Here is a 24115-nt window from a genome sequence, read left to right on the forward strand (position 1 = left end):
CAACGCCGCCGATTGCACCACCGCAGAAGCGCTGGCCGACGCCTTCCGGGTTTTCGACGGAGACGAGCACGCGACCGTGGCCGTTCTCCACGGCATGGGCGGAACATTCTGCGCCGGTGCCGATCTGAAGTCGGTTGCCGGCGGGCTGCCCAATCGGTTCGCTCCCGACGGCGACGCTCCTCTGGGTGTGACACGGATGCAACCGACGAAGCCGGTCATCGCCGCGATCGAGGGTCACGCCGTCGTGGGCGGGCTGGAACCGGCGGGGTGGGCGGACCTGCGGGTCGCCTCCGCCGATGCGGTCCTCGGCCTGTTCTGCCGACGGTGGGGAGTCCCACTCATCGACGGTGGCACCGTCCGGCTTCCCCGCCTCATCGGTACGAGCCGGGCGATGGATCCGATCCTCACCGGCCGTCCCGTCGCGTCGGTGACCGCAGACGCACGCGCGGGCGCACAGCGTTTCACCGACGATGCCGGGCGCCACGGCGAGTTCACCGACCGATCGATCGACCACCGGTAGAAGGAGCAACGACATTGCCTACACATCAGGTGACCAATCAGGTTCCACCGCTCGTCGATGTCGACGCAACGGACTCACCGGTGATCGCCGGCGCGCTGCGCAGATCCCGAATGGACGCCTCGTCGGTGGAGGAGATTCGCGCCCTCGGCAGGTTCGCCGGCTCCGCCGAAGCGCTCGCCCTGGGCGATCGGGCGGAGGCACACCCTCCGGTCCTGAAAACACACGACCGCTACGGCAATCGCATCGACGAGGTGGTGTACGACCCCGCATACCACCAGTTGATGGGGCATGCGGTGCGCCACGGGCTGCACGCCGCCCCGTGGATGGATCCGCGCCCCGACGCGCACCTGATCCGTGCGCTGAAGTTCAGTGTGTGGAGTCATGTGGACGCCGGACACGGGTGCCCGATATCGATGACCTACTCCGTCGTTCCCGCTCTCCGCGCGGCCCCGTCGCTGGCGTCCCTGTACGAACCGCTTCTGTGCGCAACTCGGTACGATCCGGAGCTGCGCGAGCCGATGACCAAACGCGGCCTCCTCGCCGGGATGTCGATGACCGAGAAGCAGGGCGGCTCCGACGTTCGGGCCAACACCACGGATGCGCTCCCTTGTTCCGACGGCACCTACCGCATCACCGGCCACAAATGGTTCACCTCGGCCCCCATGTCCGATCTCTTCCTCGTCCTCGCTCAGGCGCCGAACGGGCTGTCGTGCTTCCTCGTCCCGCGGGTTCTGCCGGACGGCACCCGTAACACCTTCAACCTGCAGAGGCTCAAGGACAAGCTCGGCAACCGCTCCAACGCCAGCAGTGAGGTCGAGTACGACGAGACGATCGGCTGGCCGGTCGGCGACGAGGGACGAGGCGTGAAGATCATCGTGGAGATGGTCAACCTCACCCGCCTCGATTGCGTCCTGGGCACTGCCACCGCCATGCGGACCGGTGTCGCGCAGGCAGCGCATCACGCTGCCCACCGTTCGGCGTTCGGGGCGCGTCTCAACGAGCAACCGCTGATGCGAAACGTACTGGCGGACCTCGCCGTCGAGGCCGAGGCCGCCACCACGGTCGCGTTGTGGCTCGCCCACCTCACCGACCGCGCCGTCGGCGGCGACGATCGCTCGGCCCTCCTGCGACGAATCGGTCTCGCCGTCACCAAGTACCACGTGTGCAAACGGGGGCCCGTCCATGCGGCAGAGGCTCTCGAGTGCCTCGGGGGAAACGGCTACGTCGAAGAGTCCCGGATGCCTCGCCTCTACCGGGAGGCACCTCTGATGTCGATCTGGGAAGGCTCGGGCAACGTCGCCGCACTCGACGCCCTGCGCGCCCTCGCCAGGCAACCCGAGACACTCGGCGTCCTCCTCGACGAAGTCAAGAGCGCGGCGGGCGCAGACCGGCACCTCGACAACGCAGTGGCCCGACTCGAAAGGAGCCTGTCCGGGGTCGATCCCGCCGACCCGAACGCGCTGCAGTACAGCGCTCGCCGCATCGTGGGCGACATGGCTGCGGTTCTGCAGGGCTCCCTTCTCGTGCGGTTCGGCCATCCCGCGGTCGCGGACGCGTTCACCAGGACCCGCCTCGAGGGGGACCGGGGAGACGTCTTCGGTACCTTGCCCTGCCACGTCGACACCCGCACTCTGATCGACCGCGCCACCCCGAAGACAGGAGCACACCGATGACCTCGTTCGACGACAACCCCGGCGCCCGGCCCTCCGCCTGGCGCGAACCTCTCACCGGCAGGAGCCAGTTCGCCGGCCGAACGCCGGCCGACCGCAGCATCGACTACCGGACCCTGACCTACCGGGTCACCGACCGGATCGCGCGGATCACCTTCAACCGTCCCGAACACGGGAATGCCATCACCGCCGATACACCCGTCGAACTCGCGGCCGCGGTCGAGCACGCCGATCTCGACCCACGTGTCCATGTCATCGTCGTCTCCGGGCGCGGCAAAGGCTTCTGCGGTGGCTACGACCTGTCCGTGTACGCCGAGAACGCGGATTCCCCGGAGGAACGGCCCGATCTCGCCGGAACCGTGATCGACCCGGTGGTGCAGGCACGCAATCACGATCCGTCCGGCACATGGGATCCCATGATCGACTATCAGATGATGAGTCGCTTCAATCGCGGTTTCGCCAGCCTCCTGTACGCGAACAAACCGACCGTCGCGAAACTGCACGGTTTCGCCATAGCCGGCGGCACAGACATCGCTCTGTACGCCGATCAGATCATCTGCGCCGACGACACCCGAATCGGCTACCCACCCACGCGCGTGTGGGGCGTGCCCGCAGCAGGGATGTGGGCCCACCGACTGGGCGATCAACGTGCCAAACGTCTGCTCCTCACCGGTGACAGCATCACCGGAGCCCAGGCCGCGGAATGGGGACTCGCGGTCGAGGCCCCACCGGCGGACCTGCTCGACGAGAGGACCGAGAACCTCCTGGCCCGCATCGCAGCCGTACCGATCAATCAGCTGATCATGACGAAACTGGCCCTCAACAGCGCCCTGCTGGCGCAGGGAGTGGCCAACTCCGGCATGATCAGCACCGTTTTCGACGGTATCGCTCGCCACACCAGCGAGGGATATGCCTTCCAGCTCCGATCGGCCCGAACGGGTTTCCGCAACGCCGTGGATGAGCGGGACGGGCCGTACGGGGAGGCCAGGCACCGCACCGATCCGGACGCCGGCCCGAACCGAGGCGCAGACCTGTGACCGCACATCGACCCGGCACGAGGGCGCCCTTCGAAACAGACCCGACCGCAGTACCGACTGGCAGAGCCTCCTGTGAGCGTCCGGCGCTCAGCCGCCCGAGCCGTAGGGCCTGGTGATGATCTCGAGGTAGTGCCCCGCCGGATCGAGGAAATAGGTGCCCCGGCCCCCGTCGTTGCGGTTGATGCCGTGTGCCGACTGCCGGGGATCGGCCCAGTGCTCCAGCCCGCGTTCGAGGATTCGCCCGTAGATGTCGTCGAAGTCGTTCTCCGACACCAGGAACGCGTAGTGCTGCGGATGGATGTCGAGGTCGCCGGGAGGCTCGGCGAAGTCGAGGGTGACACCGTTGGCGAGCCGGACCGCGAGGAAACGACCGGCCGGCACCGGGTCCGGAAGCCCGAACAGGGTGGTGAAGAAGTACGCCGAGTGCTGCTTGTCTTTCGCGGCAACGATGGTGTGATCGAGCGAGATGGTCAAGGAAACCCCTTGCAGTTCGACGCCTCCATGCCTGACGCAGTCCGTCATCGACACGCGACGCTGTATCCAGAAGTACCGCCTCGTCTCCCGATCCGCAAGTAGGTCGCCGACGGCGAGGGACCCCGGCGACAGTCCGTCGCACAGGGTCCCTCGCGGTCTCGAACGTGGCGTACCACGCTATTTCACGACATTGACCATCTTGCCGGGCACCACGATCACCTTGCGCGGCGCGGCACCGGCGAGCAACTCGACGATCTTCTCGTCCGCCAGCGCCGCCGCCTCGATCGCGTCGGGCTTCGCGTCGGCCGGAACCGTGATGCGGCTGCGCACCTTCCCGTTGACCTGAATCGGGTATTCGACGCTGTCCTCGACGAGCCACTTCTCGTCGACGACCGGGAACGGGCCGTGCGCGAGCGACTCGGTGTGCCCGAACCGCGACCACAGCTCCTCCGCGAGGTGCGGAGCCACCGGCGCGAGCATCGACACGAGCGGCTCGACCGCGGCGCGCGGCGCTCCGTCCGGGTACGTCTTGGTGAGGTGGTTGGTGTACTCGATGAGCTTCGCGATCGCGGTGTTGTCCCGCAGATGCGCGTAGTCGTCGGACACGCCCTCGATGGTCCGGTTCAGGGCACGCAGCGTGTCCTCCGCCGGGTCGGCGTCGGTGACGCGCAGCGCGCCGGTCTCCTCGTCGATCGCGGCACGCCACACCCGCTGCAGGAATCGGTGGGCACCGACGACGTCCTTGGTCGCCCACGGACGGGACTGGTCCAGCGGCCCCATCGACATCTCGTACACGCGCAGCGTGTCGGCTCCGAAGTCGTCGCAGATCTGGTCCGGCGCAACGGAATTCTTGAGGGACTTGCCCATCTTCCCGTATTCGCGGTCGACCTGCTCACCGTTGTGGAAGTACGCGCCGTCGCGCTCCTCGACCTCGTCGGCGGGAACGTAGACGCCGCGCGCGTCGGTGTACGCGTACGCCTGGATGTAGCCCTGGTTGAACAGGCGACGGTACGGCTCCGAGGACGTGACGTAGCCGAGGTCGAACAGCACCTTGTGCCAGAAGCGCGCGTACAGCAGGTGCAGCACGGCGTGCTCGACGCCGCCGACGTACAGGTCCACGCCACCCGGGTCGTTCGGGCCGTGGATCTCCGGTCGCGGACCGGTCCAGTAGGCCTCGTTCTCCTTGGCGCAGAACTCGTCCGGGTTGGTCGGGTCGATGTAGCGCAGCTGGTACCACGAGCTGCCCGCCCACTGCGGCATGACGTTCGTGTCGCGGGTGTAGCGCTGCAGGCCGTCACCGAGATCGAGGTCCACCTCGACCCACTCGGTCGCCTTCGCGAGCGGCGGCGACGGCTCCGATGCGGCGTCGTCCGGGTCGAACGACACCGGTGCGTAGTCCTTCACATCCGGAAGCTCAACGGGCAGCATCGATTCCGGCAGCGGGTGCGGGCGGCCGTCGGCGGAGTACACGATCGGGAAGGGCTCGCCCCAGTAGCGCTGCCGCGCGAACAGCCAGTCACGCAGCTTGTACTGGATGGTGCCGGTGCCCGCACCGGACTCCTCGAGCTTCGCGACGATCGCCTTCTTCGCGTCCGCGACGTCGAGCCCGTTCAGGTAGTCCGAGTTCACCAGCGCGCCGTCGCCGGTGTACGCCTCGGCGGTGACGTCGCCGCCGGCGATGACCTCGCGGATCGGCAGGCCGAACGCGGTCGCGAACTCCCAGTCGCGCTGGTCGTGGCCGGGCACGGCCATGATCGCGCCGGTGCCGTAGCCGGTGAGCACGTAGTCGGCGATGAACACCGGCAGCTTCTCACCGTTGACCGGGTTCACGGCGTACGCGCCGAGGAAGACGCCGGTCTTCTCCTTGCTCTCCTGCCGCTCCAGATCGGACTTGGCGGCGATGGATGCACGGTATGCGGCGACGGCCTCGGCCGGGGCGGCGGCGCCACCGGTCCAGCGTTCGTCGACACCCTCGGGCCATGCGCCGGCGACGATCTCGTCGACCAGGGCGTGCTCGGGTGCGAGCGTCACGTAACTGGCACCGAACAGCGTGTCGGGGCGGGTCGTGAAGACCTCGATCGCGGCGTCACCGTGGCCGTCGACGGCGAACTTCACCTGGGCGCCGTGGCTGCGGCCGATCCAGTTGCGCTGCATCGTCTTGACCTTGTCGGGCCAGTCCAGGAACTCGAGATCGTCGATGAGACGGTCGGAGTACGCGGTGATGCGCATCATCCACTGCCGCAGATTCTTCCGGAACACCGGAAAGTTGCCGCGCTCGGAGCGGCCGTCCGCGGTGACCTCCTCGTTGGCGAGCACGGTGCCCAGACCGGGACACCAGTTGACCAGCGAATCCGAGCGGTACACGAGGCGGTAGCCGTCGAGCGCGGCCAGCTTGTCGGCGTCCGACAGCGCAGCCCAGTCGCGGCCGTCGTCGAGCGAACGGACGCCGGACTCGAGTTCGGACTCGAGTTCCGAGATGCGGCGGGCCTTACCGGCCTGCGGGTCGTACCACGCGTTGTAGATGGTCAGGAAGATCCACTGGGTCCAGTGGTAGAAGTCGACGTCGGTGGTCGCGACGGCGCGACGCTCGTCGTGGCCGAGGCCGAGGCGGCGCAGCTGCCGCTTCATGTTGGCGATGTTCGCCTCGGTCGTGGTCCGCGGATGCGTACCGGTCTGCACCGCGTACTGCTCGGCGGGCAGGCCGAACGAGTCGTAGCCGAGAGTGTGCAGAACGTTGTGGCCCTGCATCCGGTGGTAGCGCGCGTAGACGTCGGTGGCGATGTAGCCGAGCGGATGCCCGACGTGCAGGCCGGCACCGGACGGGTACGGAAACATGTCCTGCACGAACAGCTTGTCGGCCGGCACGTCACCGGCCAGCGGGCCGACCGGGTTCGGCGCGTCGAACGTGCCGCGGTCGCGCCACAGTTCCTGCCAGCGCTGCTCGATCCGCCCGGCGAGCTCGGCGGTGTACCGATGCTGCGGGGTGGCGTCGGACGGCGGAGTGGAAGTCTGATCAGGACGAGTCACGGCGGTCGCTATCTACTTGGCTGACGTCTGTTACCTCCGACCAGGGTAGAACGTCACCGAACCCGACCGGACCGGTGCCCGCGTCAGGGCGGTATCCTGGTCGCCGTGTTGATCGTCGCCATCGTGCTGTTCGTACTCGCGCTCGCTGTCGGTGTCGTCGCCGTCGCCGGGCTCACCGGACGGCTCGGGCGCAACCGCTGGGCCGGTGTCCGTACCGCCGACACCCTGCGCGACGACGAGACGTTCGCGCTGGCCAACAAGGTCGCGGCCCCCAGCATTCTCGGTTCCGCCGTGCTGCTCGTCGCCGGTGGTGTCGCCGCACTGACCCTGCCGACCGTCGCCGGTGTGATCGCTGTCGTCGTCACTGTCGTGGCGGCGCTCGCCACGGCCGGAGCCGGCGGATCCATCGCGGCACGTGTGGCCGCGGCGACCAAGCCCGACGAGACCGCGGGCTGCGGCACCTCCTGCGGGGCGTGCAGCCTCCGCGGCGCGTGCGAACCCACCGCATGACGACCCGGTAGCCGGGAACGTTCGCGGATCGTCCGGCAGTCCCTACGCTGAGCCCGTGACGACCCACCGCATCATCGACCCCGCCGGTGCCCTGTTCGGCATCGCGCTTCCGCTCGTCACCGCCGTGGCCGCGGTACTGCTCACGGTCGTGTGGGAGCCTCGCCTCCCCGCCGAGATCGCGACGCACTGGTCCGGTCCGAATCCGGACGGGTTCTCCTCACCCATGTCGAACGCGTGGACGATGGCCCTGATCATCGTGCTGGTCGGCGGGGGATGCAGCGCCATCGCGGCCCTCGCGCAGGCCCTGCTGATGATGCGGCGCTACATGCTCGTCGTCGGTCTCGGCGTCACCGGGCTGCTGGCCACACTCCACGTCACGATACTGACAGCTCAGCTGGACCTGCCCGACGCGACGCAGGCGGAACTGCCGATGTGGTCCATCGGTCTCGGAATCCTGATCGGTGTCGCGACCGGCTTCGTGGGGGCCGCGCTGCTGCGGGACTACCGGGAGCGGGTGCCGGCGGCCGGCGCGCCCGACGCCCGGCTGCCGCGCGGTCGCGTCGAACTGCCGATCGTCGATCAGGTCGGGACGGGCACGCGCACCACCGCGGTGCTGGCTCTGGTGGTGCTGGGACCGGCCGTGATCGTGTGCGCCGCCGCCGGATCCTGGTGGCCGCTCGCCGTCTTCCTGCCGGTGGGGGTGCTGGTGCTGAGTCTGCTGCGGTTCCGCGTGACCGTCGACGAGGCCGGCATCCGCGTCCGCAACCTGGGCATGACAGCGATCGACTACGGCCTCGAGGAGATGATCGGCGCGAAGGTCACCGAGACCCGGCCGTTCCAGGACTGGGGTGGCTGGGGGCTCCGGTCGAAAGGTCGCGGCCGGTACGGACTGGTCACGAACACGGGCCCGGCCCTGGTGTTCACCACCGCCGGCGGGCAGGAGTTCACCGTCACCACGGATCGGGCGCAGGAGATCGCGGGGGCGCTCAACAGCCTCGCCGACGCGCGCGTCCGCTGACCCCTCGCACGGATCGAGCGGCGGAAACGGGGCACGGCGCCCGGGCCGGTCCGGTTCAATGGAACACGAATTTCCATGGAGCACAGTCGACCGGACCCCCGGAGGTTCCAGTGAGTCATCGGAAACGATCACATCCCGACGGAATGCTCGCCCCCGCATACACGAGCCGCCTCGACACCGACCCGGTTCCCGCAGCGAAACTGCCGCAGGTTTCGATGGAACCGGACGCGGTGTATCGGTTCATCCACGACGAACTGATGCTCGACGGCAGTTCCCGGCTCAACCTCGCGACCTTCGTCACGACGTGGATGGAACCGGAAGCGGGCCGCCTCATGGCGGAGACGTTCGACAAGAACCTCATCGACAAGGACGAGTACCCGTCGACCGCGGCGATCGAGGAACGCTGCGTGTCGATGGTCGCGGACCTGTTCAACGCGCCGGGGCTCACCGAGTTCGATCCGTCGTCGGCGACGGGTGTCTCGACGATCGGTTCGAGCGAGGCGGTGATGCTCGCCGGACTCGCACTCAAGTGGCGCTGGCGACAACGTCACGAGGCGGCCGGACGGGACACCTCCCGGCCGAATCTTGTTCTGGGAAGCAATGTTCAGGTGGTGTGGGAGAAGTTCTGCCGATACTTCGACGTGACGCCGAAGTATCTTCCGATGGAACGCGGACGCTACTCGATCACGCCGGAGCAGGTACGAGAAGCAGTGGACGAGAACACGATCGGCGTCGTCGCCATCCTCGGCACCACGTACACCGGTGAGCTGGAACCGGTGTCGGAGATCTCCGCGGTCCTCGACGATGTCGCCGCGTCGGGAGGCCCCGACGTGCCGCTGCACGTCGACGCGGCCAGCGGCGGATTCGTCGTGCCCTTCCTGCATCCCGAGCTCGAATGGGACTTCCGGGTACCGCGCGTGGCGTCCATCAACGTCAGCGGCCACAAGTACGGCCTGACCTATCCCGGCATCGGGTTCGTGGTGTGGCGCGACCGCGAGGCACTGCCCGAGGACCTGGTGTTCCGAGTCAACTATCTCGGTGGCGACATGCCGACGTTCACCCTGAACTTCTCGCGCCCCGGCAACCAGATCGTCGGCCAGTACTACAACTTCCTGCGGCTCGGGCACGCCGGCTATCAGCGGGTGATGACCACGCTCCGGACCACCGCGATCCGGCTGTCCCGGGAGATCGCCGGGATCGAGGGCATGAACGTGATCACCGACGGCACGGCCATCCCGGTCATCGCCTTCGAACTCACCGGCGATCCGGGCTTCACGGTCTTCGACGTCTCCCACGAACTGCGGGCCCGGGGGTGGCAGGTTCCCGCGTATACGATGCCGGCGAAGGCCGAGGACGTCGCGGTGCTGCGAATCGTCGTGCGCGAGGGGTTCAGTGCCGATCTGGCCCGGATGCTGCACCTGGACCTCGTGGAGGTGTGCGACGAACTGCGCGCCAAGGGACCCGGAAAGCACTCGACGGAACAGCATTTCGCCCACTGACGGCTGGTGTGCCTTTTCGGCGGCTCCCGGCGCCGAAAAGGCACACCGGGCCGCAGGCCCACGTCAGTTGCGTTCGACCTCGATGGGGTGCGTCGCGAGCAGAGCCAGCGGCAGCGGCTGGCGCCGCAGGACGCGGGCCCACAGATCGGGACCGACCGGGACGAGGAGATCCTGCGGCAGCGCCGACAGGACCATCCAGTCGCGGTTCTTCAGTTCGCCGTCGAGTTGGCCGGCGCTCCACCCGGCATAGCCGGCGAAGATCCGGACGCCTTCGACGAGCGGTCCGACGACGTGCGGGTCGGAGTCGAGGTCGAGCATGACGACGCGACCGTCGATGCGGCGCAGTCCGGGTACGCCGTCGGCGGTTGCCCCGGCACGGAGGGTTCCCAGGCACAGTGCCGAGTCGCGCCGTACCGGGCCACCGACGAACAGGGCCTTCGGTTCGGCGGCGAGGGGCACCCACCGGGGCAGGACCGCACCGACCGCGGTGTCGCTCAGACGGTTGAGCACCACACCGAAACTGCCCGATTCGTTGTGTTCGACGATGTAGACGACGGTGCGGCGGAAGGTGGGTTCGACGAGGTCGGTGGCCGACACCAGCAGGCTCCCGGCCCGCACGTTCGGTGTTGCCGGCGCCGTTCGGTCCTCGGGTTCGTCCTGGTGCTGCGCCACCGGACCATCATCCCACTGTCGTCACTCCGATGCTCGTAAGCCCGGCTCACGATTTGCCGGTGCGGTCGTGAGCCCGGCCGTCCCGGCGAGGATCGCGAGGTGGTGCTCGAACAGCTCGTCGGCAGCTGTGAAGGTGCGCTCGCCGTACTGGCCGAACACTTCGAAACTCACCGTCCCGAACAGTGCGGTCCACAGCAGCACGGCCCGGGTCAGTGCCGCGTCGGGGAGATCGGTGCCGGTTTCGGCGCGGATCCGGTCGAGATCGGCGTGCAGGGCGCCGGGGATCTCGGCCGCGGCCGGCACATCCAGCGCGCCGGCCGCGTAGGCGCCGGTGAGGATCGCGACGAGACGGACCACGACCCGGGTACCGGGCTCGGTGGTCCGTTCGGCTGGCGCGCGGTACCCGGGCACGGGACTGCCGAACAACAGCGCGTAACGCGCGGGTTCGCGCAGTCCCCACCGCCGGACCGCGCGGGCGAGTGCACGGAAGCGTTCGGGCGCGTCGTTCGGGTCGACGACGGCCACGGCGGTGTCGACGGCATTGCCGAGTTCCTCGTAGGCGTCGACGACGAGGAGGGTGAGCAGTTCGTCGCGGTTTGCGACGTACCGGTAGACGGCGGACGACACGACGCCCAGGTCGCGTGCGACGGCACGCAGCGACAACGCGGCGGCGCCGTGCACGGCGAGGTGTTCGCGGCCGATGCGCAGGATGTCGGCCATCGTCTGCGCCCTGGCGCGGGCGCGCGGTGTCGTTGCCATGGTGCCGAGCCTGCCCTTCTCTGTGAGCACTGTCAACAAATGCGAGCACCGTAAGCAAATGTGAGCACTGCTCTTGACAGCGCGTGCGGGGTGGAGCATGCTCGATCCATTCCGAGAGCAGTGCTCACAATTCGAACGCAGAGCGAGGACACCATGACGAATCTCCAGATCGTGTGCGGCGCCGGACCCATCGGCTGGACCGTGGCCCAGCAGCTCGCCGACGGGGGACGACGCGTCCGCGTCCTCACCCGCTCGGGGAGCGGGCCGGACCATCCGCTCGTCGAACGGGTTCGCACCGACGTCTCCGACCCCGCCGCCCTCTCCGCGGCGTTCGGCGACGACACCGTCACCGCCGTCCACATGTGCATCCACGGATCCGCCTACCGGGCCGATGCCTGGGAACGCGAACTCCCGCCCGCCGAACGCGCCGTCCTCGACGCGGCCGGGCGAGCCGGGGCCGTCGTCGTCTTCCCGGAGAGCCTCTACTCGTACAGCGAACCGGACCGGCTCATGGACGAGGACTCGCCGCGCACCGCGACCACCGGCAAGCGCGGAATCCGCACCCGGCTGCTCGCCGAGCGGGCCGCACACGACACGCCGACGGTCAGCGTCGTCGCATCCGACTACTTCGGTCCCCGCGCCCTCAACGCCCACGCCGGTGAACGCATGGTTCCCACCATCCTCGCCGGCCGCACCCCGCGGGTGCTCGGCGCGGCGGACGTACCGCACTCGTTCACCTACGTACCGGACCTGGCCGCCGCGATGATCGCCGCCGCCGACACCCCCGCCGTGTGGAACACCGTCGTGCACGCACCCACCGCACCCGCGGTCACCCAGCGCGAGATGGTCACCGCCCTCGCCACCGCGGCGGGCGTGCCCGTCCCGAAGGTGGGCACCATTCCCGCCTGGGTTCTGCGCGGCGGGGGACTGGTCAACCGCGACCTGCGGGAACTGGCGGAGATGATGTACCAGTTCACCGATCCGTTCGTCATGGATTCGCGGCGCAGCGAGCAGGCGCTCGGCGTGACGGCGACACCGCTGCCGACGGCGGCCGCCGAAACCGTGCGGTGGTGGCGCGAGCAGCGAACCGCGGCCTGACACCCGTGTCTCGAAGCGCGCGGCGGGGGATAATGTCGTGCATCGTGCAGGAGTCCAAGCGGCAGGCATGGCGATCCACAGCGACGGCTCTCCGTCACTCACCGGACCTCGCCCGGCTCACCACTGTCCGCTTCGCGAGCCAGTTCGGTGACGGACTGTTCCAGGCGGCCCTGGGCGGCGCGATCCTGTTCAATCCCGAACGGCACACCGATCCGGCCGCCATCGCCGCCGGGTTCGCAGTCCTGTTGCTGCCCTACTCGGTCGTCGGACCGTTCGCCGGTGCCCTGCTCGACCGGTGGGACCGACGCCTCGTGCTGCTGTGGGCCAACGCGCTGCGCGGCGCGTTCATCCTCGCCGCCGCCGCGGTCCTGCTGACCGGCGGCGGGGAGACCACGCTTCTGCTGTTGGCGCTCGCGGCGGTCGGCGTGAGCCGGTTCGTGCTCGCCGGGGTCTCCGCGTCGCTCCCGCACACCGTGGCGCAATCCTGGCTGGTACCCGTCAATTCCGTGCTCGCGACCGTCGGCTCGGGGGTCTCGGCCGCGGGCGCCGCGGTCGCGGTGAGCACCATCGGGATCGTCGGCGCCGGTGACACGGGATCGGGAGTCGCGGTCGCGCTGGGGGCCTCGGGTTCGGTCGTCGCGGCGGCCGCCGCCGGAGGTTTCGCGAGGCACGGCCTCGGCCCGGACCGGACGTTGCCGCGCTCGGCACTCCGCTCCGTCGTCGACGGGCTCCGCACCGGCGCCACCGCGGTCTGGCAGGCCCCCGGCGTCACCGTCGCCATCATCGGAATCGGCACCCACCGAATCGTTTTCGGCATCAACACCTTGATCATGGTCCTGGTGTTGCGCGGGAGCGACGCCGGCTCCGCGGCCGAGGGGCTCGCCGGATTCGGTGTTGCGGTCGCGGCGACCGCCGCGGGCATGCTCGTGGCCGCGATCGTCACCCCGATCCTCCTGCCCCGAGCCGGGCGGCCCCGCACGATCACCGGGGCACTGCTGACGGCCGCGATCGTGCAGCTGCTGTTCGTCACCCTCCTCACCCAGACCGCGCTGCTCGTCGCGGCTTTCCTGCTCGGTCTCGCCGGGCAGATCGTCAAGCTCTCGGGCGACGCCGCGATGCAGATCGAGATCGACGACGCCCGGCGCGGGCAAGTCTTCGCACTCCAGGACACGGTGTTCAACATCGCGTTCCTCGCCGCGATCGCCGGTGCAGCCGTGTTCGTCGCCCCCGACGGCCGGTCGCCCTGCCTCGCCGTCACGGGCGTCGGGATCTATCTCGCCGGACTCGCCGGGGTGCTCGCGGTGCGCCGCCTCCGGATGTGAACAAGCCCGGTTTGCTAGGTTCTCCTGGTTCGGCACACGAGTGCAGTTCCGTCAGGAGGCGTCCATGTCCCGTCGCGCGGTGCTCACCTCACTGGCGCTCGCATCCCTGACGTTGCCGCTTCTCACGGTGCCTGCGAACGCCGAGGGCGCCGGTCCGGTGAACTCCTGCGGGGAGACCGGTTTCGATCCCGCCGCCGAGAAGCCCGGATCCGGGGGGCCGGTGATCGAGGTACCGCGCGTCCTGGAGTTGCCGGTGCCGTACCCGGAGTTCGTGCCGGTCGAGGTTCCGGGTCCCGCACCGGACACCACACGGGTGCCGCAGGCACCACTGCCCGCGGACCCGTGCACGGACCCGTGCCCGGAGACCGCGCCGGAATCCGATCCGATCGGGGACGCCCCGGGAGGCAGCGGCTCGAGCGGTTCCGCCGGTTCCTCCTATCTCCCGCGCATCGAGATCGACCCGCGGCCCGAAACCATCCCGATCCCGATTCCCGGCGGGGAGGCCCCCGCGCCCCAGCCGGCACCGGTCCCGGTCACCCCGCCCGTCGAACCCGGACCGCCCGTCGGACGGCCGGGCACACCCGAGGTGGGCGCGGTCACCCTGGTGTCCCAGTTGACCGGTCCCGGCTCGGAGAACCGCACCGACGCCCGCTGGCAGGTCAGCGGCACCGACCTCGGGATCTTCTGGGAATCGGCGCCCGGTGAGGTGGCGGTCGCGTTCGGCGACACCTTCGGCCACGAGTGGGAACCTCCCGGCGGCGCGGGCGGCGACTGGCGCAGCAACGTTCTCGCATTCAGCACCGACACCGACCTGTCCGACGGCATGACGATCGATTCGATGGTCCAGGACGGCCCGTGCCACGCCGCCGAGATCCTCGATTCGCGGCACGTGCACAACTTCGAGACCACCGTCATCCCCACCTCGGGATTCGCGATCGGCGACCGGCAGTACCTCAGCTACATGTCCGTGCGGCGATGGAGCATCATCCCCGGCATGTGGTACACGAACCTCGGCGGTATCGCGTGGTCCGACGACCACGGGCAGACGTGGACGAAAGATCAGCACGCCCGATGGGACAATCTGTTCGGCATCGGCCGGTTCCAGGTCGCGACGATGGTCCCGCAGGGAGACCACGTCTACATGTTCGGTACCCCCAACGGGCGCATCGGCACCGTCGGACTGGCCCGCGTCCCCACCGCGGACGTCCTGAATCCGACCGCGTACCAGTACTGGGTGGACGGCGAATGGGTGCCTGCCGCAGAGCATGTCGCGACCCCCTTGTTCGCGGGCGTCGCGTCGGAGTTGTCGGTGCGCTACGACGACGAACACGGTCGCTGGCAGATGGCCTACCTCGACCCGGTCGCCGGGTCCATCGTGCTCCGTCACGCCGCCGCCCCACAGGGCGAGTGGTCCGACCCGGCCGTTCTGGTGCGCACCTCCGACTACCCGAAGGCGTACGGCGGGTTCATCCACCCCTGGTCGGACGGCGACGATCTGTACTTCACGATGTCCGAGTGGGACAGCTACAACGTCTACCTCATGCGGGCCCGCGTCACCGGTTGAGGACCCTGTTCCGCAGCGGAAAGCGTTGCGCGTCGACCGATATCACGTCGACCGGTGGATACCGACCTCGGTGGCCTTGACGACGAACCACACCGGGGAACCGGGTGCGAGGACGAGGTCCGCGACCGCGGCGGCGGTGATCTCGGCGGCGAGACCGAAACCGGCGGCACGGACCAGCACCGTGGCTCCCCGGGCCTCGAGATCGGCGACGGTCACGCGGAAACTGTTGCGGGGGCTGCCGTGCGGTTCGTCGGCATACACCGCCACCGCGACCGGGGAGAACACCGCGACCGCACGTTCGCCGGGCCGGCACCCCTCGTCGACGGTGCCGTGGACGACGCCGAGGCCGGTGTCGAGGCCGTCGGCGACCACGGTGCCGGCCACCAGGTTCACACCGGCGATACGCGCCGCGAATGCGCTGCGCGGACGGGTGAGAACCTCACGGACCGAACCTGTTTCGACAACACTGCCACCGTCGACGACCGCGACGCGGTCGGCCAGAGCCAACACGTCGAGCGGGTCGTGGGTCACCACGAGCGCCGTGCGGTCCTGCTCGCGCAGGATCCGGCGCAGCAACGAGCGGATCGCGGGTACGGCGGTGACGTCGAGCGCCGACATGGGTTCGTCGAGCATGAGCAGGTGCGGCCGGGCGGCGAGCGCGCGTGCGATCGCGACGCGCTGGGCCTGACCTCCCGACAACTCGTACGGACGGCGGTCCGCGAACTCCGTCGCATCGACGGCTTCGAGCCACCGCATCGCCTCGCGGTGTGCCTGCCCTCGGCGGGTGCCGGTGCTGCGCGGCGCGAACGCCACGTTGGCGACCGCCGTGAGATGCGGGAACAGCAGCGCTTCCTGCGCCAGCATGGCCACGGACCTGCGGTGCGGCGGCACATCGACGCCGGTTGCGGTGTCGGAGAGGACCCGATCACCGAGGGTGACGCGACCGGTGTCGGGGCGCAGCAAGCCCGCGACGAGATTCAGCAGCGTCGACTTCCCGGCACCGTTGGGACCCAGAATCGCCAGGACACCACCGGATTCGACATCGACGGCGAGGTCGACGCCACGCGCCGCGACGCGGGCCCGCAGGTGCAGGGCACTCACAGCGCACCTGCGATGCGTCGTCCGCGCGCGGCGACCACGATCACGACGGCGACGAGCACGAGCAACAACGACAACGCCACCGCGGCGTCGGGATCGGTCTCGCGCTGCAGGTAGATCTCGAGCGGCAGGGTGCGGGTGACGCCCTGCAGGCTGCCCGCGAACGTGATGGTCGCGCCGAATTCACCGAGCGCACGGGCGAACGCGAGGACCGCTCCCGACGCCAGGCCCGGCAGCACGAGCGGCAGCGTCACGCGCCGGAACACGGTGGTGGGCCGCGCCCCGAGGGTCGCGGCGACGGTTTCGTAGCGGCGGCCCGCGGTGCGTAACGCGCCCTCGAGGCTCATCACGAGGAACGGCAGCGCGACGAACGTCTGTGCGAGGACGACGGCGGTGGTGGAGAACGCGATTCGGAGACCGAACGCTTCGAAGTGCTCGCCGAGCAGCCCGCGGCGGCCGAACGTGTAGAGCAGCGCGATACCGCCGACCACGGGCGGCAGCACCAGCGGCAGCAACACCAGCGACCGCAGGACCGGAATGATCCGAAAGGTACTGCGCGCGAGGACCGCCGCCATCGGCACACCGAACAGGACACACAGCACCGTGCTGGCGAGCGCGGTGCGAAGGCTCAGCCCCAGCGCCTGCAGGGACGCCTCGGACGTGACGAGTTCGGGAAACCGCGACCAGTCGACGGCCAGCACCATCGACAGCAGCGGCAAGACGACGAACACACCACCGACAGCGGCCGGAAGGTAGATCCAGGCCGGCAGACCGGTCGGAGCACTCGTCCGCACTCTCACGGCCCTCGGGTTGCCCGCCCGCGATCTCACGGAGCTCCGAATCCGGCTTCCGCGAAGACCACCCGGGCTTCGTCACCGGTGATGTACCCGACGAACTTCGATGCGAGTTCCGGATTCCGGGAATCCTCGAGCAGCGCGATGGGGTAGGTGTTCACGGCATCGGCGGATTCCGGGAACGGCAGCGCGGTGACCTTGTCGCCGGCGGTCGTGGCGTCGGTGACGTACACGAGTCCGGCGTCGGCCTGGCCGGAGGTCACCTTGCCGAGCACGTCGGTCACCGACGACTCCTCGCTGACCGGCGTGATGTCGACGCCGGTCGCGGTCTCGAGCCGGGCGGTCGCGTTGCCACAGGGCACCTGCGGCGCGCACACGACGACGTTCAGGCCGGGCCGGGCCAGGTCGGCGAACGACGTGATGCCTTTGGGGTTTCCGGGTTCGGTGACGATCGTGAGGGTGTTGGTCGCGAAGTTCTCGGGCTCGCCCGAGACGGCACCGGCGGTGACCGCCTTGTCCATGTTCGCGGTGTCGGCGGAGGCGAACACGTCGGCGGGTGCACCCTGGGTGATCTGCGCGACCAGATCCGACGAGCCCGCGAAGTTGAACTCGACGGTGGTTCCCGGATGGGCGCTTTCGAACTGCGTGCCGAGTTCGGTGAACGTCGCTTTCAGTGACGCCGCGGCGAACACGGTGATCGCTTCGGCGTTCTCCGCGGTGGGGCCGGTGGTCGTCGACGCCGAGTCGTCGCTCGTTCCGCACGCGGTCAGAGCGAGAACGGTTCCCGCAAGGGCTGCAACGAATTTCACGCGCTTCACGACATTCCTCCGGGGGTTTCGATGATGACGGTCGTCGCCTTCACGACGGCTACCCCGATGCTGCCCGGTTCGAGACCGAGTTCGTTCACCGCTTCGGTGCTCATCAGGGAAACGACGCGGTGCGGACCGCACTGCATCTCGACCTGGGCCATGACGGTGTCGGCGACCACGCGTGTGACGATGCCGACGAACCGGTTGCGGGCCGAACTACCGACACCGAGCAGGTCCGGAGCGGCGTCGGCCTGGCCGCGCACGAACTGGGCGAGGACCTTGCCGTCGACGATCTTGCGGCCGGACTCGTCCTTGGTGGCGGCGAGTGCACCCTGGTCGATCCACCGGCGGACGGTGTCGTCGCTGACACCGAGCAACGCCGCGGCATCGCGGATCCGGAGCGTCGTCACGACCGAGCCCTATCCGTACCTGCGCTCAAACAGGCCCTGCCCATCCGCATATGCGTCACAGATCAGACAATATACCCGTGGATGCGATTCAGTACACGTCGCGGACGTAGCGTTTGTCGGAGGCCAGCTTCTCGACGTACGCGTCGGTCGCATCGGCGTCGAGGCGTCCGTGCGTCTGCACGACCTCCCGCAGTGTCGCGTCCACGTCCTTGGCCATGCGGCTCGCGTCGCCGCACACGTAGAAGTGCGCACCGTCCTGCAGCCACTTCCACAGCCGTGCGCCGTGCTCACGCATACGGTCCTGCACGTACACCTTCTGCCGCTGGTCCCGGGAGAACGCCAGATCCAGCTTCGTCAGAAACCCGTCCGAATGCATCGACTCGATCTCGTCGCGGTACAGATAGTCGGTGTCGGATCGCTGGTCGCCGAAGAACAGCCAGTTCGAACCGGTGTGCCCGAGTTCGCGACGGTCGTGCAGGAACGCCCGGAACGGCGCGATCCCCGTACCCGGCCCGATCATGATCATCGGGGTGTCCGAGGAGGACGGCGGGCGGAAGTGCGGGCTGCGCTGTACGAAGATGGGGATGTCGACGCCCTTGCTGTGGTCGGCGAGGAAGCTCGAGCACACACCGGCGCGTTCGTGCCCCTCGTACGCGTACCGCACCACCGAGACGGTCAGCTGTACTTCGCGTGGATCGGTCTTCGGGCTCGACGAGATCGAGTACATGCGCGGCTGCATCCGGGTGAGGACGGGCATCCATTCCTCGACGGGGGCCTTGAACGGGAACTCCGAGATCACGTCCATCGCCTGCCTGCCGTACAGCCACCGTTGCAGTTCGATCTTGTTGCCGGGCCGGAGCAGCTTGCCCAGTTCCGAACTGTCGCTCTGCTTCTGGACGAACCGCAGCAGATCCTTCGTGACGCGGGTGATGTCGAGGAACCGGGTGGCGGCCTCGCGCAGCGGGATGGTCGGCATGTCGCCGAGTTCGATCGGCGATTCCGGGTCGAGCGCGGACACCTGCAGCCACTCGTCGACGGTCGCCGGCCCGTTGGTCGGCATCACCCCGAGGGCGTCGCCCGCCTCGTATTCGAAGGCCGGGTCGTACAGTTCGAATCCGAACTGCCGCACATCCTTCGACGATCCCGCCCCACTGAGGGGTACGTTGCGGGTCAGCCGGGTCACGAGCGGGGACCTGCGGGTGAACACAGCTTCACGCACCGATGCCGAAGCCGCCGACGAGGTCGATCCGGCTGCCCCCGTACCGGTTCCCCGGAACATCTCCTCCACGCCGTTGAGCCACGCGAACGCGGCATCCTGGTAGTCGGGTTCACACTCCACGCGGTCGGTGAGGCGGGTCGCGTCCAGCTCCGCGAGCCGCTCGTCGAGACGTCGTCCGTGACCGCAGAAATCGTCGTAGTTGGAGTCGCCGAATGCCAGGACCGCATAACGTGTTCCGGGAAGTCTGGGAGCATCCTCCCGGCTCAGCGCCCTCCAGAAGTCGCTTCCGTTGTCCGGGGCATCGCCGTCACCGAACGTGCTGGTGATGACGAGCAGATCCTCCACCTCGGAGAGCGAGGTGACGTCCATGTCGTTCATACCCATGAGGGTCGCGGCCCGTCCGGATGCCCGGAGGCGGTCGACACACAGGTGCGCGAACTCCTCGGCGTTACCCGTCTGCGAAGCCCAGGCGACCACGATCGGCGAAGCCGGGATCTCCTCCTGCGAATCGGAATTCGAGTACCTCACCGCGACGGGGGCATGCGAGAACAGGCCCGCGAGCAAACCGTCGAGCCACACCCGCTTGGCGGGCGGGAACGGCGCGGACTCCGGCAACACCGGGACCGCCTCGGCCGGGGCGTTGCGCAGGCCGGCGAGCAGACCGGCCAGATAGACCTGCTCGTCGCCGTCGAACACCGGTGCGGCCTGCTCGTCGATTCCCAGGGCCGCGGCCAGACGGTCCACCGCCGGTGCCTTCGGCTTCGCCGGTTCAGGGGCCGACGCGACCTTCGTCAAGGACACCGCGCACGCCTTGAACTCCGGCTGTTGCGATGCCGGATCGATCGCATCGTTGGTCACCGCATTGATCGCGAGGTACTCACCGTGGACATCGTTCCAGTGGAACGGTGCGAACGCCGTGCCGGGCAGCACCCGGTCGGTGACCACGGCAGGCAGCACGGCCTTCCCGCGACGCGACGCGATCTCCACCCGGTCACCGTCGGTGATCGAATACCGTTGCGCATCATCGGGATTGATCTCGACGAACGGTCCGGGATCGAGCTTGTTGAGCCTGGCGACCTTCCCGGTCTTCGTCAGGGTGTGCCACTGGTGCTGCACACGACCGGTGTTCAGCACGATGGGATGGTCGGCATCGGGCATCTCGGCGGGCAGCATGTGCGGACGCGCGAAGAACATCGCACGCCCGTTGCCGGTCGCGAAGGCCAGGCGCGGGACGGTGCCGTCATCCCGGACCAGCAGCGAGCGACTGGTCCCGTCGTTGAGGTAACGGATCGGGTTGCGGTCGCTGCCGGCATCCGGTGGGCACGGCCACTGCACCGGGCTGCTGCGCAACTGCTCGTAGGAGACGCCGCGCAGGTCGTACCCGGTCCTCGGGTTCCAGAACTCCTTGAGTTCCTCGAAGATCTCCTCGGCGCTCGCGTAGGTGAAGGCTTCGGCGTACCCCATCTCGCACGCCACCCGCGCGATGATCTCCCAGTCCGGCAGTGCCTCGCCGACCGGGTCGACGGCCTGCTGCAGCAGGGTCAGGTTCCGTTCGGAATTGACCGCGACGTACTCGGATTCGGCCCACAGCGTGCCCGGCAACAGGATGTCGGCGTACGCGTTGGTTTCGGTCTCGAGGAACACGTCCTGCGTGATCACCAGTTCCGCGTTCTCGAGACCCTCGAGAACGGTTTTCCGGTTCGCGACGCTGGCAACGGGATTGGTGCAGATGATCCAGCACGCCTTGATCTCGCCGGCCGCCATCCTCTCGAACATCTCCACGGTGCCGCCACCCACGGTGGTGCTCAGCGTTCCGCGCGGAACTCCCCAGACGTCCTCGGTGAACTCGCGATCGGCTTCCGCGAGAACCGTGCGCTGTCCCGGCAGTCCCGGTCCCATGTAGCCCATCTCGCGGCCGCCCATGGCATTCGGCTGGCCGGTCAACGAGAACGGTCCGCTGCCGGTCCGGCAGATCGCGCCGGTCGCCAGGTGCAGATTGCAGATCGCGTTGGTGTTCCAGGTGCCGTGGGTGCTCTGGTTCAGGCCCATCGTCCAGCAGCTCATCCAGTCGCCGGCCTCACCGATCCACCGCGCGGCCGTTCGCAGATCCTCCTCGGCGATCCCGGTGATCTCCGCGACCGTCGCGGGCGGATAGTCGGCGAGGAACCCGGTCATCGCGTCCCAGCCGTCGGTGAATTCGGCGACGAATTCGTCATCGACGTGCCCGTTCTCGACGATCAGATGCAGCAGCCCGTTGAGCAGAGCCAGATCGGTGCCCGGGGAGATCTGCAGGAACAGGTCCGCCTTGTCCGCGGTCGCGCTGCGGCGGGGGTCGACGACGATGAGCTTCGCACCGGCCTTGACGCGGTCCATCATCCGCAGGAACAGGATGGGATGACAGTCGGCCATGTTCGCGCCGGTCACGAAGAAGACGTCCGCGTGATCGAAATCCTCGTACGACCCGGGCGGACCGTCCGAGCCGAGGGACTGCTTGTAACCGGTGCCGGCACTGGCCATGCACAGCCGCGAGTTCGATTCGATGCGGTTGGTGCCGATGAAACCCTTGGCGAGCTTGTTCGCCAGGTACTGCGCCTCGAGGGACATCTGTCCGGACACGTACAGCGACACCGCGTCGGGACCGTGTGTGTCGACGATGCTTCTCAGACGCTGCGCGGTCTCGGTGATCGCCGCCGCGACCGGGACCGGCAGGGGAGCGCCGCCGCGCTCCTCCCGGCGGTATGCGGTCTCGAGGCGGCCGCCGGCGGCGAGCATCTCGGCGCTGGTGGCGCCCTTCGTGCACAGCCTGCCGAAATTGGTGGGGTGGTCCTTGTCGCCGTACGCCTTCAGTACACGGCGGGTGCCGGTCACCGCATCGGTCGTGACGTCGAGCACCATGCCGCATCCCACGCCGCAGTAGGAGCACGCAGTCCTGACCTTCGTGATGTCGCCCTGCATTGCACCGCCCCTCGTCCCGGCAGACCGTCCGATTCCGGCCGTGTTCCATGCTGCGGATGCGGTGTTGCGGGGGCATTAACAGGGGTGAGTCCCCCGTGACATCTGGCTCACGAAATCACAGGGGAGCGGGTGAGGGATCGGAAACAGGCCCGAAGGATCCCGAAGGTCCGGCTCGGCGGTTTCGATCGGCTCAGCCGGCGGTGGCCTGCTCCGACCACCAGCGCCGCAGCTCGGTCTCGGCCTCGTCCCGCTCCAGCGGGCCGCGGTCCAGGCGCAGTTCCTTGAGGAAGTTCCATGCCTTGCCGACCTGCGGACCGGCCGGGATACCGAGGATCTCCATGATCGCGTTCCCATCGAGATCGGGACGGACCTTGGCCATGTCCTCCTTCTCGGCCAGCGCGACGATCCGTTTCTCGAGGTCGTCGTAGGTGGCCTGCAGCGCGGCCGCGCGGCGCTTGTTCCTGGTCGTGCAGTCCGCGCGCACCAGCTTGTGCAGCCGCGGCAGCAGGTGCCCGGCGTCGTGTACGTACCGGCGCACCGCCGAGTCCGTCCACTGCGCCTTGCCGTAGCCGTGGAACCGCAGGTGCAGGTACACGAGCTGCCCGATGTCCTCGACCATCTGCTTCGAGTACTTCAGTGCCTTCAGGCGCTTGCGCACGAGCTTCGCGCCGACGACCTCGTGATGGTGGAAACTGACCCCGCCGCCCGGCTCGTTCCGTTTGGTTCCGGGCTTGCCGATGTCGTGGAGCAGCGCCGCCCAGCGCAGCACCGCGTCGGGGTCGCCGTCTTCGAGATCGATGGCCTGCTGCAACACGGTCAGCGAATGCCAGTAGACATCCTTGTGCTGGTGGTGCTCGTCGATCTCGAGTTTCATCGCCGGGATCTCCGGCAGCACCCGTTCGGCGAGTCCCGTCTCGACCATGCATTCGATGCCGTCGACGGGATAGTCACCGAGGATCAGCTTGTCGAGTTCGGCCTGCACCCGCTCGGGGCTGATCCGCAGGATCTCGTCGGCCATCTGCTCGATCGCCGTGTGCACCCGTTCGGTGAGGGTGAAGCCGAGTTGCGAGACGAACCGTGCCGCACGCAGCATCCGCAGCGGATCGTCGTGGAACGAGTCCTGCGGCAACGCCGGGGTGTCCAGGACACCGGCGAGCAGCGCATCCATCCCACCGAGCGGATCGACGAAGTCCCCGACGCCGTCGGGCCCGATCCGCACCGCCATCGCATTGACGGTGAAGTCACGGCGGACGAGGTCGTCCTCGAGCCGGGTGCCGTATTCGACGATGGGATGCCGGGTGACCCGGTCGTAGGCGTCGGTGCGGAAGGTGGTGATCTCGATCTGTTCGACTCCCTTGACGGCGCTGACCGTCCCGAAGTCGATACCCGTGTCCCACTGGTGGTCGACGAAGCCGTGCAGCAGTTCCTGAACCCGGCTCGGGTGCGCGTCGGTGGTGAAGTCGAGGTCGGTGCCGAGACGCCCGAGCAGAGCGTCGCGGACGCTGCCGCCCACCAGGTACAGCTCGTGACCGGCGGCGGCGAAACGCTCACCGAGCGGCGCCAGCACATCCGACAGGGCACGCAGCGTGACATCGGCGCCGGCGAGCAACCGGGTGCGCCGATCGGCATCTGCGGAGGGAGAGTTCACGTCTTCGAACCT

At 68.6% G+C, this 24115-nt stretch carries 19 protein-coding genes; 9 read left to right on the forward strand and 10 right to left on the reverse strand.

All coding sequences use genetic code 11. The annotated features are described in order from the left end of the window. From A8G15_RS11335 to A8G15_RS11345, 3 genes are all read left to right on the forward strand, one after another. Positions 1 to 520, forward strand: a 520-nt coding sequence (locus tag A8G15_RS11335) for an enoyl-CoA hydratase-related protein (RefSeq protein WP_245687808.1), incomplete at its 5' end; no start/stop codon positions are given. 14 nt (positions 521 to 534) lie between these two features. Continuing rightward, entirely contained in the window at positions 535 to 2193 is a 1659-nt protein-coding gene (locus A8G15_RS11340) for an acyl-CoA dehydrogenase family protein (RefSeq protein WP_068159134.1), read from the forward strand. Beyond that, on the forward strand, positions 2190 to 3227 hold the full coding sequence (locus tag A8G15_RS11345) for a crotonase/enoyl-CoA hydratase family protein (RefSeq protein ID WP_068159135.1): 1038 nt from the start codon (positions 2190 to 2192) through the stop codon (positions 3225 to 3227). The genes A8G15_RS11340 and A8G15_RS11345 overlap by 4 nt, the downstream gene beginning before the upstream one ends. A gap of 87 nt (positions 3228 to 3314) precedes the next feature. Here A8G15_RS11345 and A8G15_RS11350 read toward each other — a convergent pair whose 3' ends face one another. Both A8G15_RS11350 and leuS read right to left on the reverse strand, forming a co-directional pair. Beyond that, positions 3315 to 3701, reverse strand: a complete 387-nt coding sequence (locus A8G15_RS11350; protein WP_068159137.1) for a VOC family protein — start codon at positions 3699 to 3701, stop codon at positions 3315 to 3317. A 177-nt stretch (positions 3702 to 3878) separates the two neighbouring features. Then, positions 3879 to 6728 carry a leucine--tRNA ligase gene (gene leuS / locus A8G15_RS11355; protein WP_068159139.1) on the reverse strand — a complete coding sequence of 950 codons (2850 nt, stop codon included), beginning with the start codon at positions 6726 to 6728 and terminating at the stop codon, positions 3879 to 3881. 105 nt (positions 6729 to 6833) lie between these two features. Here leuS and A8G15_RS11360 point away from each other — a divergent pair, with 105 nt between their 5' ends. The 3 genes from A8G15_RS11360 (at position 6834) to gad (ending at position 9755) form a co-directional block, all read left to right on the forward strand. Then, complete coding sequence (locus tag A8G15_RS11360; RefSeq protein ID WP_068159141.1) at positions 6834 to 7238, forward strand: SdpI family protein; 405 nt, start codon at positions 6834 to 6836, stop codon at positions 7236 to 7238. 55 nt (positions 7239 to 7293) lie between these two features. Next, positions 7294 to 8256 carry a DUF1648 domain-containing protein gene (locus A8G15_RS11365; RefSeq protein WP_068159143.1) on the forward strand — a complete coding sequence of 321 codons (963 nt, stop codon included), beginning with the start codon at positions 7294 to 7296 and terminating at the stop codon, positions 8254 to 8256. A 143-nt stretch (positions 8257 to 8399) separates the two neighbouring features. After that, positions 8400 to 9755: a glutamate decarboxylase gene (gad, locus tag A8G15_RS11370; protein ID WP_068159145.1), complete on the forward strand. Its 1356-nt coding sequence runs from the start codon at positions 8400 to 8402 to the stop codon at positions 9753 to 9755. Between the two features lie 63 nt (positions 9756 to 9818). Here the strand turns inward: gad and A8G15_RS11375 are convergent, their stop codons facing one another. Further along, the gene (locus tag A8G15_RS11375) at positions 9819 to 10427 is read right to left on the reverse strand and encodes a YqgE/AlgH family protein (protein WP_068159147.1); all 609 of its coding nucleotides are present in this window, start codon (positions 10425 to 10427) and stop codon (positions 9819 to 9821) included. A gap of 21 nt (positions 10428 to 10448) precedes the next feature. Continuing rightward, positions 10449 to 11186 carry a TetR/AcrR family transcriptional regulator gene (locus tag A8G15_RS11380; protein ID WP_068159279.1) on the reverse strand — a complete coding sequence of 246 codons (738 nt, stop codon included), beginning with the start codon at positions 11184 to 11186 and terminating at the stop codon, positions 10449 to 10451. 153 nt (positions 11187 to 11339) lie between these two features. On the opposite strand from A8G15_RS11380, the gene A8G15_RS11385 reads away from it, so the two are divergent. From A8G15_RS11385 to A8G15_RS11395, 3 genes are all read left to right on the forward strand, one after another. Continuing rightward, complete coding sequence (locus A8G15_RS11385) at positions 11340 to 12284, forward strand: NAD-dependent epimerase/dehydratase family protein (RefSeq protein ID WP_068159149.1); 945 nt, start codon at positions 11340 to 11342, stop codon at positions 12282 to 12284. A gap of 32 nt (positions 12285 to 12316) precedes the next feature. Beyond that, the gene (locus A8G15_RS11390; protein ID WP_068159151.1) at positions 12317 to 13606 is read left to right on the forward strand and encodes an MFS transporter; all 1290 of its coding nucleotides are present in this window, start codon (positions 12317 to 12319) and stop codon (positions 13604 to 13606) included. 64 nt (positions 13607 to 13670) lie between these two features. Continuing rightward, on the forward strand, positions 13671 to 15170 hold the full coding sequence (locus A8G15_RS11395) for a glycoside hydrolase family 183 protein (protein WP_068159280.1): 1500 nt from the start codon (positions 13671 to 13673) through the stop codon (positions 15168 to 15170). 42 nt (positions 15171 to 15212) lie between these two features. On the opposite strand, the gene A8G15_RS11400 is transcribed toward A8G15_RS11395, so the two are convergent. The 6 genes from A8G15_RS11400 to A8G15_RS11425 form a co-directional block, all read right to left on the reverse strand. After that, positions 15213 to 16271 (reverse strand): sulfate/molybdate ABC transporter ATP-binding protein, encoded by a 1059-nt coding sequence (locus A8G15_RS11400; RefSeq protein ID WP_068159153.1) that lies wholly within the window; start codon positions 16269 to 16271, stop codon positions 15213 to 15215. Then, the gene (locus A8G15_RS11405; RefSeq protein ID WP_082899829.1) at positions 16268 to 17068 is read right to left on the reverse strand and encodes an ABC transporter permease; all 801 of its coding nucleotides are present in this window, start codon (positions 17066 to 17068) and stop codon (positions 16268 to 16270) included. The genes A8G15_RS11400 and A8G15_RS11405 overlap by 4 nt, the downstream gene beginning before the upstream one ends. Before the next feature lie 26 nt (positions 17069 to 17094). Continuing rightward, positions 17095 to 17880, reverse strand: a complete 786-nt coding sequence (gene modA / locus A8G15_RS11410; protein ID WP_068159157.1) for a molybdate ABC transporter substrate-binding protein — start codon at positions 17878 to 17880, stop codon at positions 17095 to 17097. Beyond that, entirely contained in the window at positions 17877 to 18281 is a 405-nt protein-coding gene (locus A8G15_RS11415) for a TOBE domain-containing protein (protein WP_068159158.1), read from the reverse strand. Before A8G15_RS11415 ends, modA begins: the two co-directional genes overlap by 4 nt. A gap of 88 nt (positions 18282 to 18369) precedes the next feature. Further along, the gene (locus A8G15_RS11420; protein WP_068159160.1) at positions 18370 to 22455 is read right to left on the reverse strand and encodes a bifunctional nitrate reductase/sulfite reductase flavoprotein subunit alpha; all 4086 of its coding nucleotides are present in this window, start codon (positions 22453 to 22455) and stop codon (positions 18370 to 18372) included. Positions 22456 to 22645: 190 nt separating this feature from the next. Then, positions 22646 to 24103, reverse strand: coding sequence for a CCA tRNA nucleotidyltransferase (locus tag A8G15_RS11425; protein ID WP_068159162.1), 1458 nt, complete (start codon positions 24101 to 24103; stop codon positions 22646 to 22648). Positions 24104 to 24115 lie beyond the last annotated feature (12 nt).

This window comes from Rhodococcus phenolicus (genome assembly GCF_001646785.1).
Taxonomy (GTDB): Bacteria; Actinomycetota; Actinomycetes; order Mycobacteriales; family Mycobacteriaceae; genus Rhodococcus; species Rhodococcus phenolicus.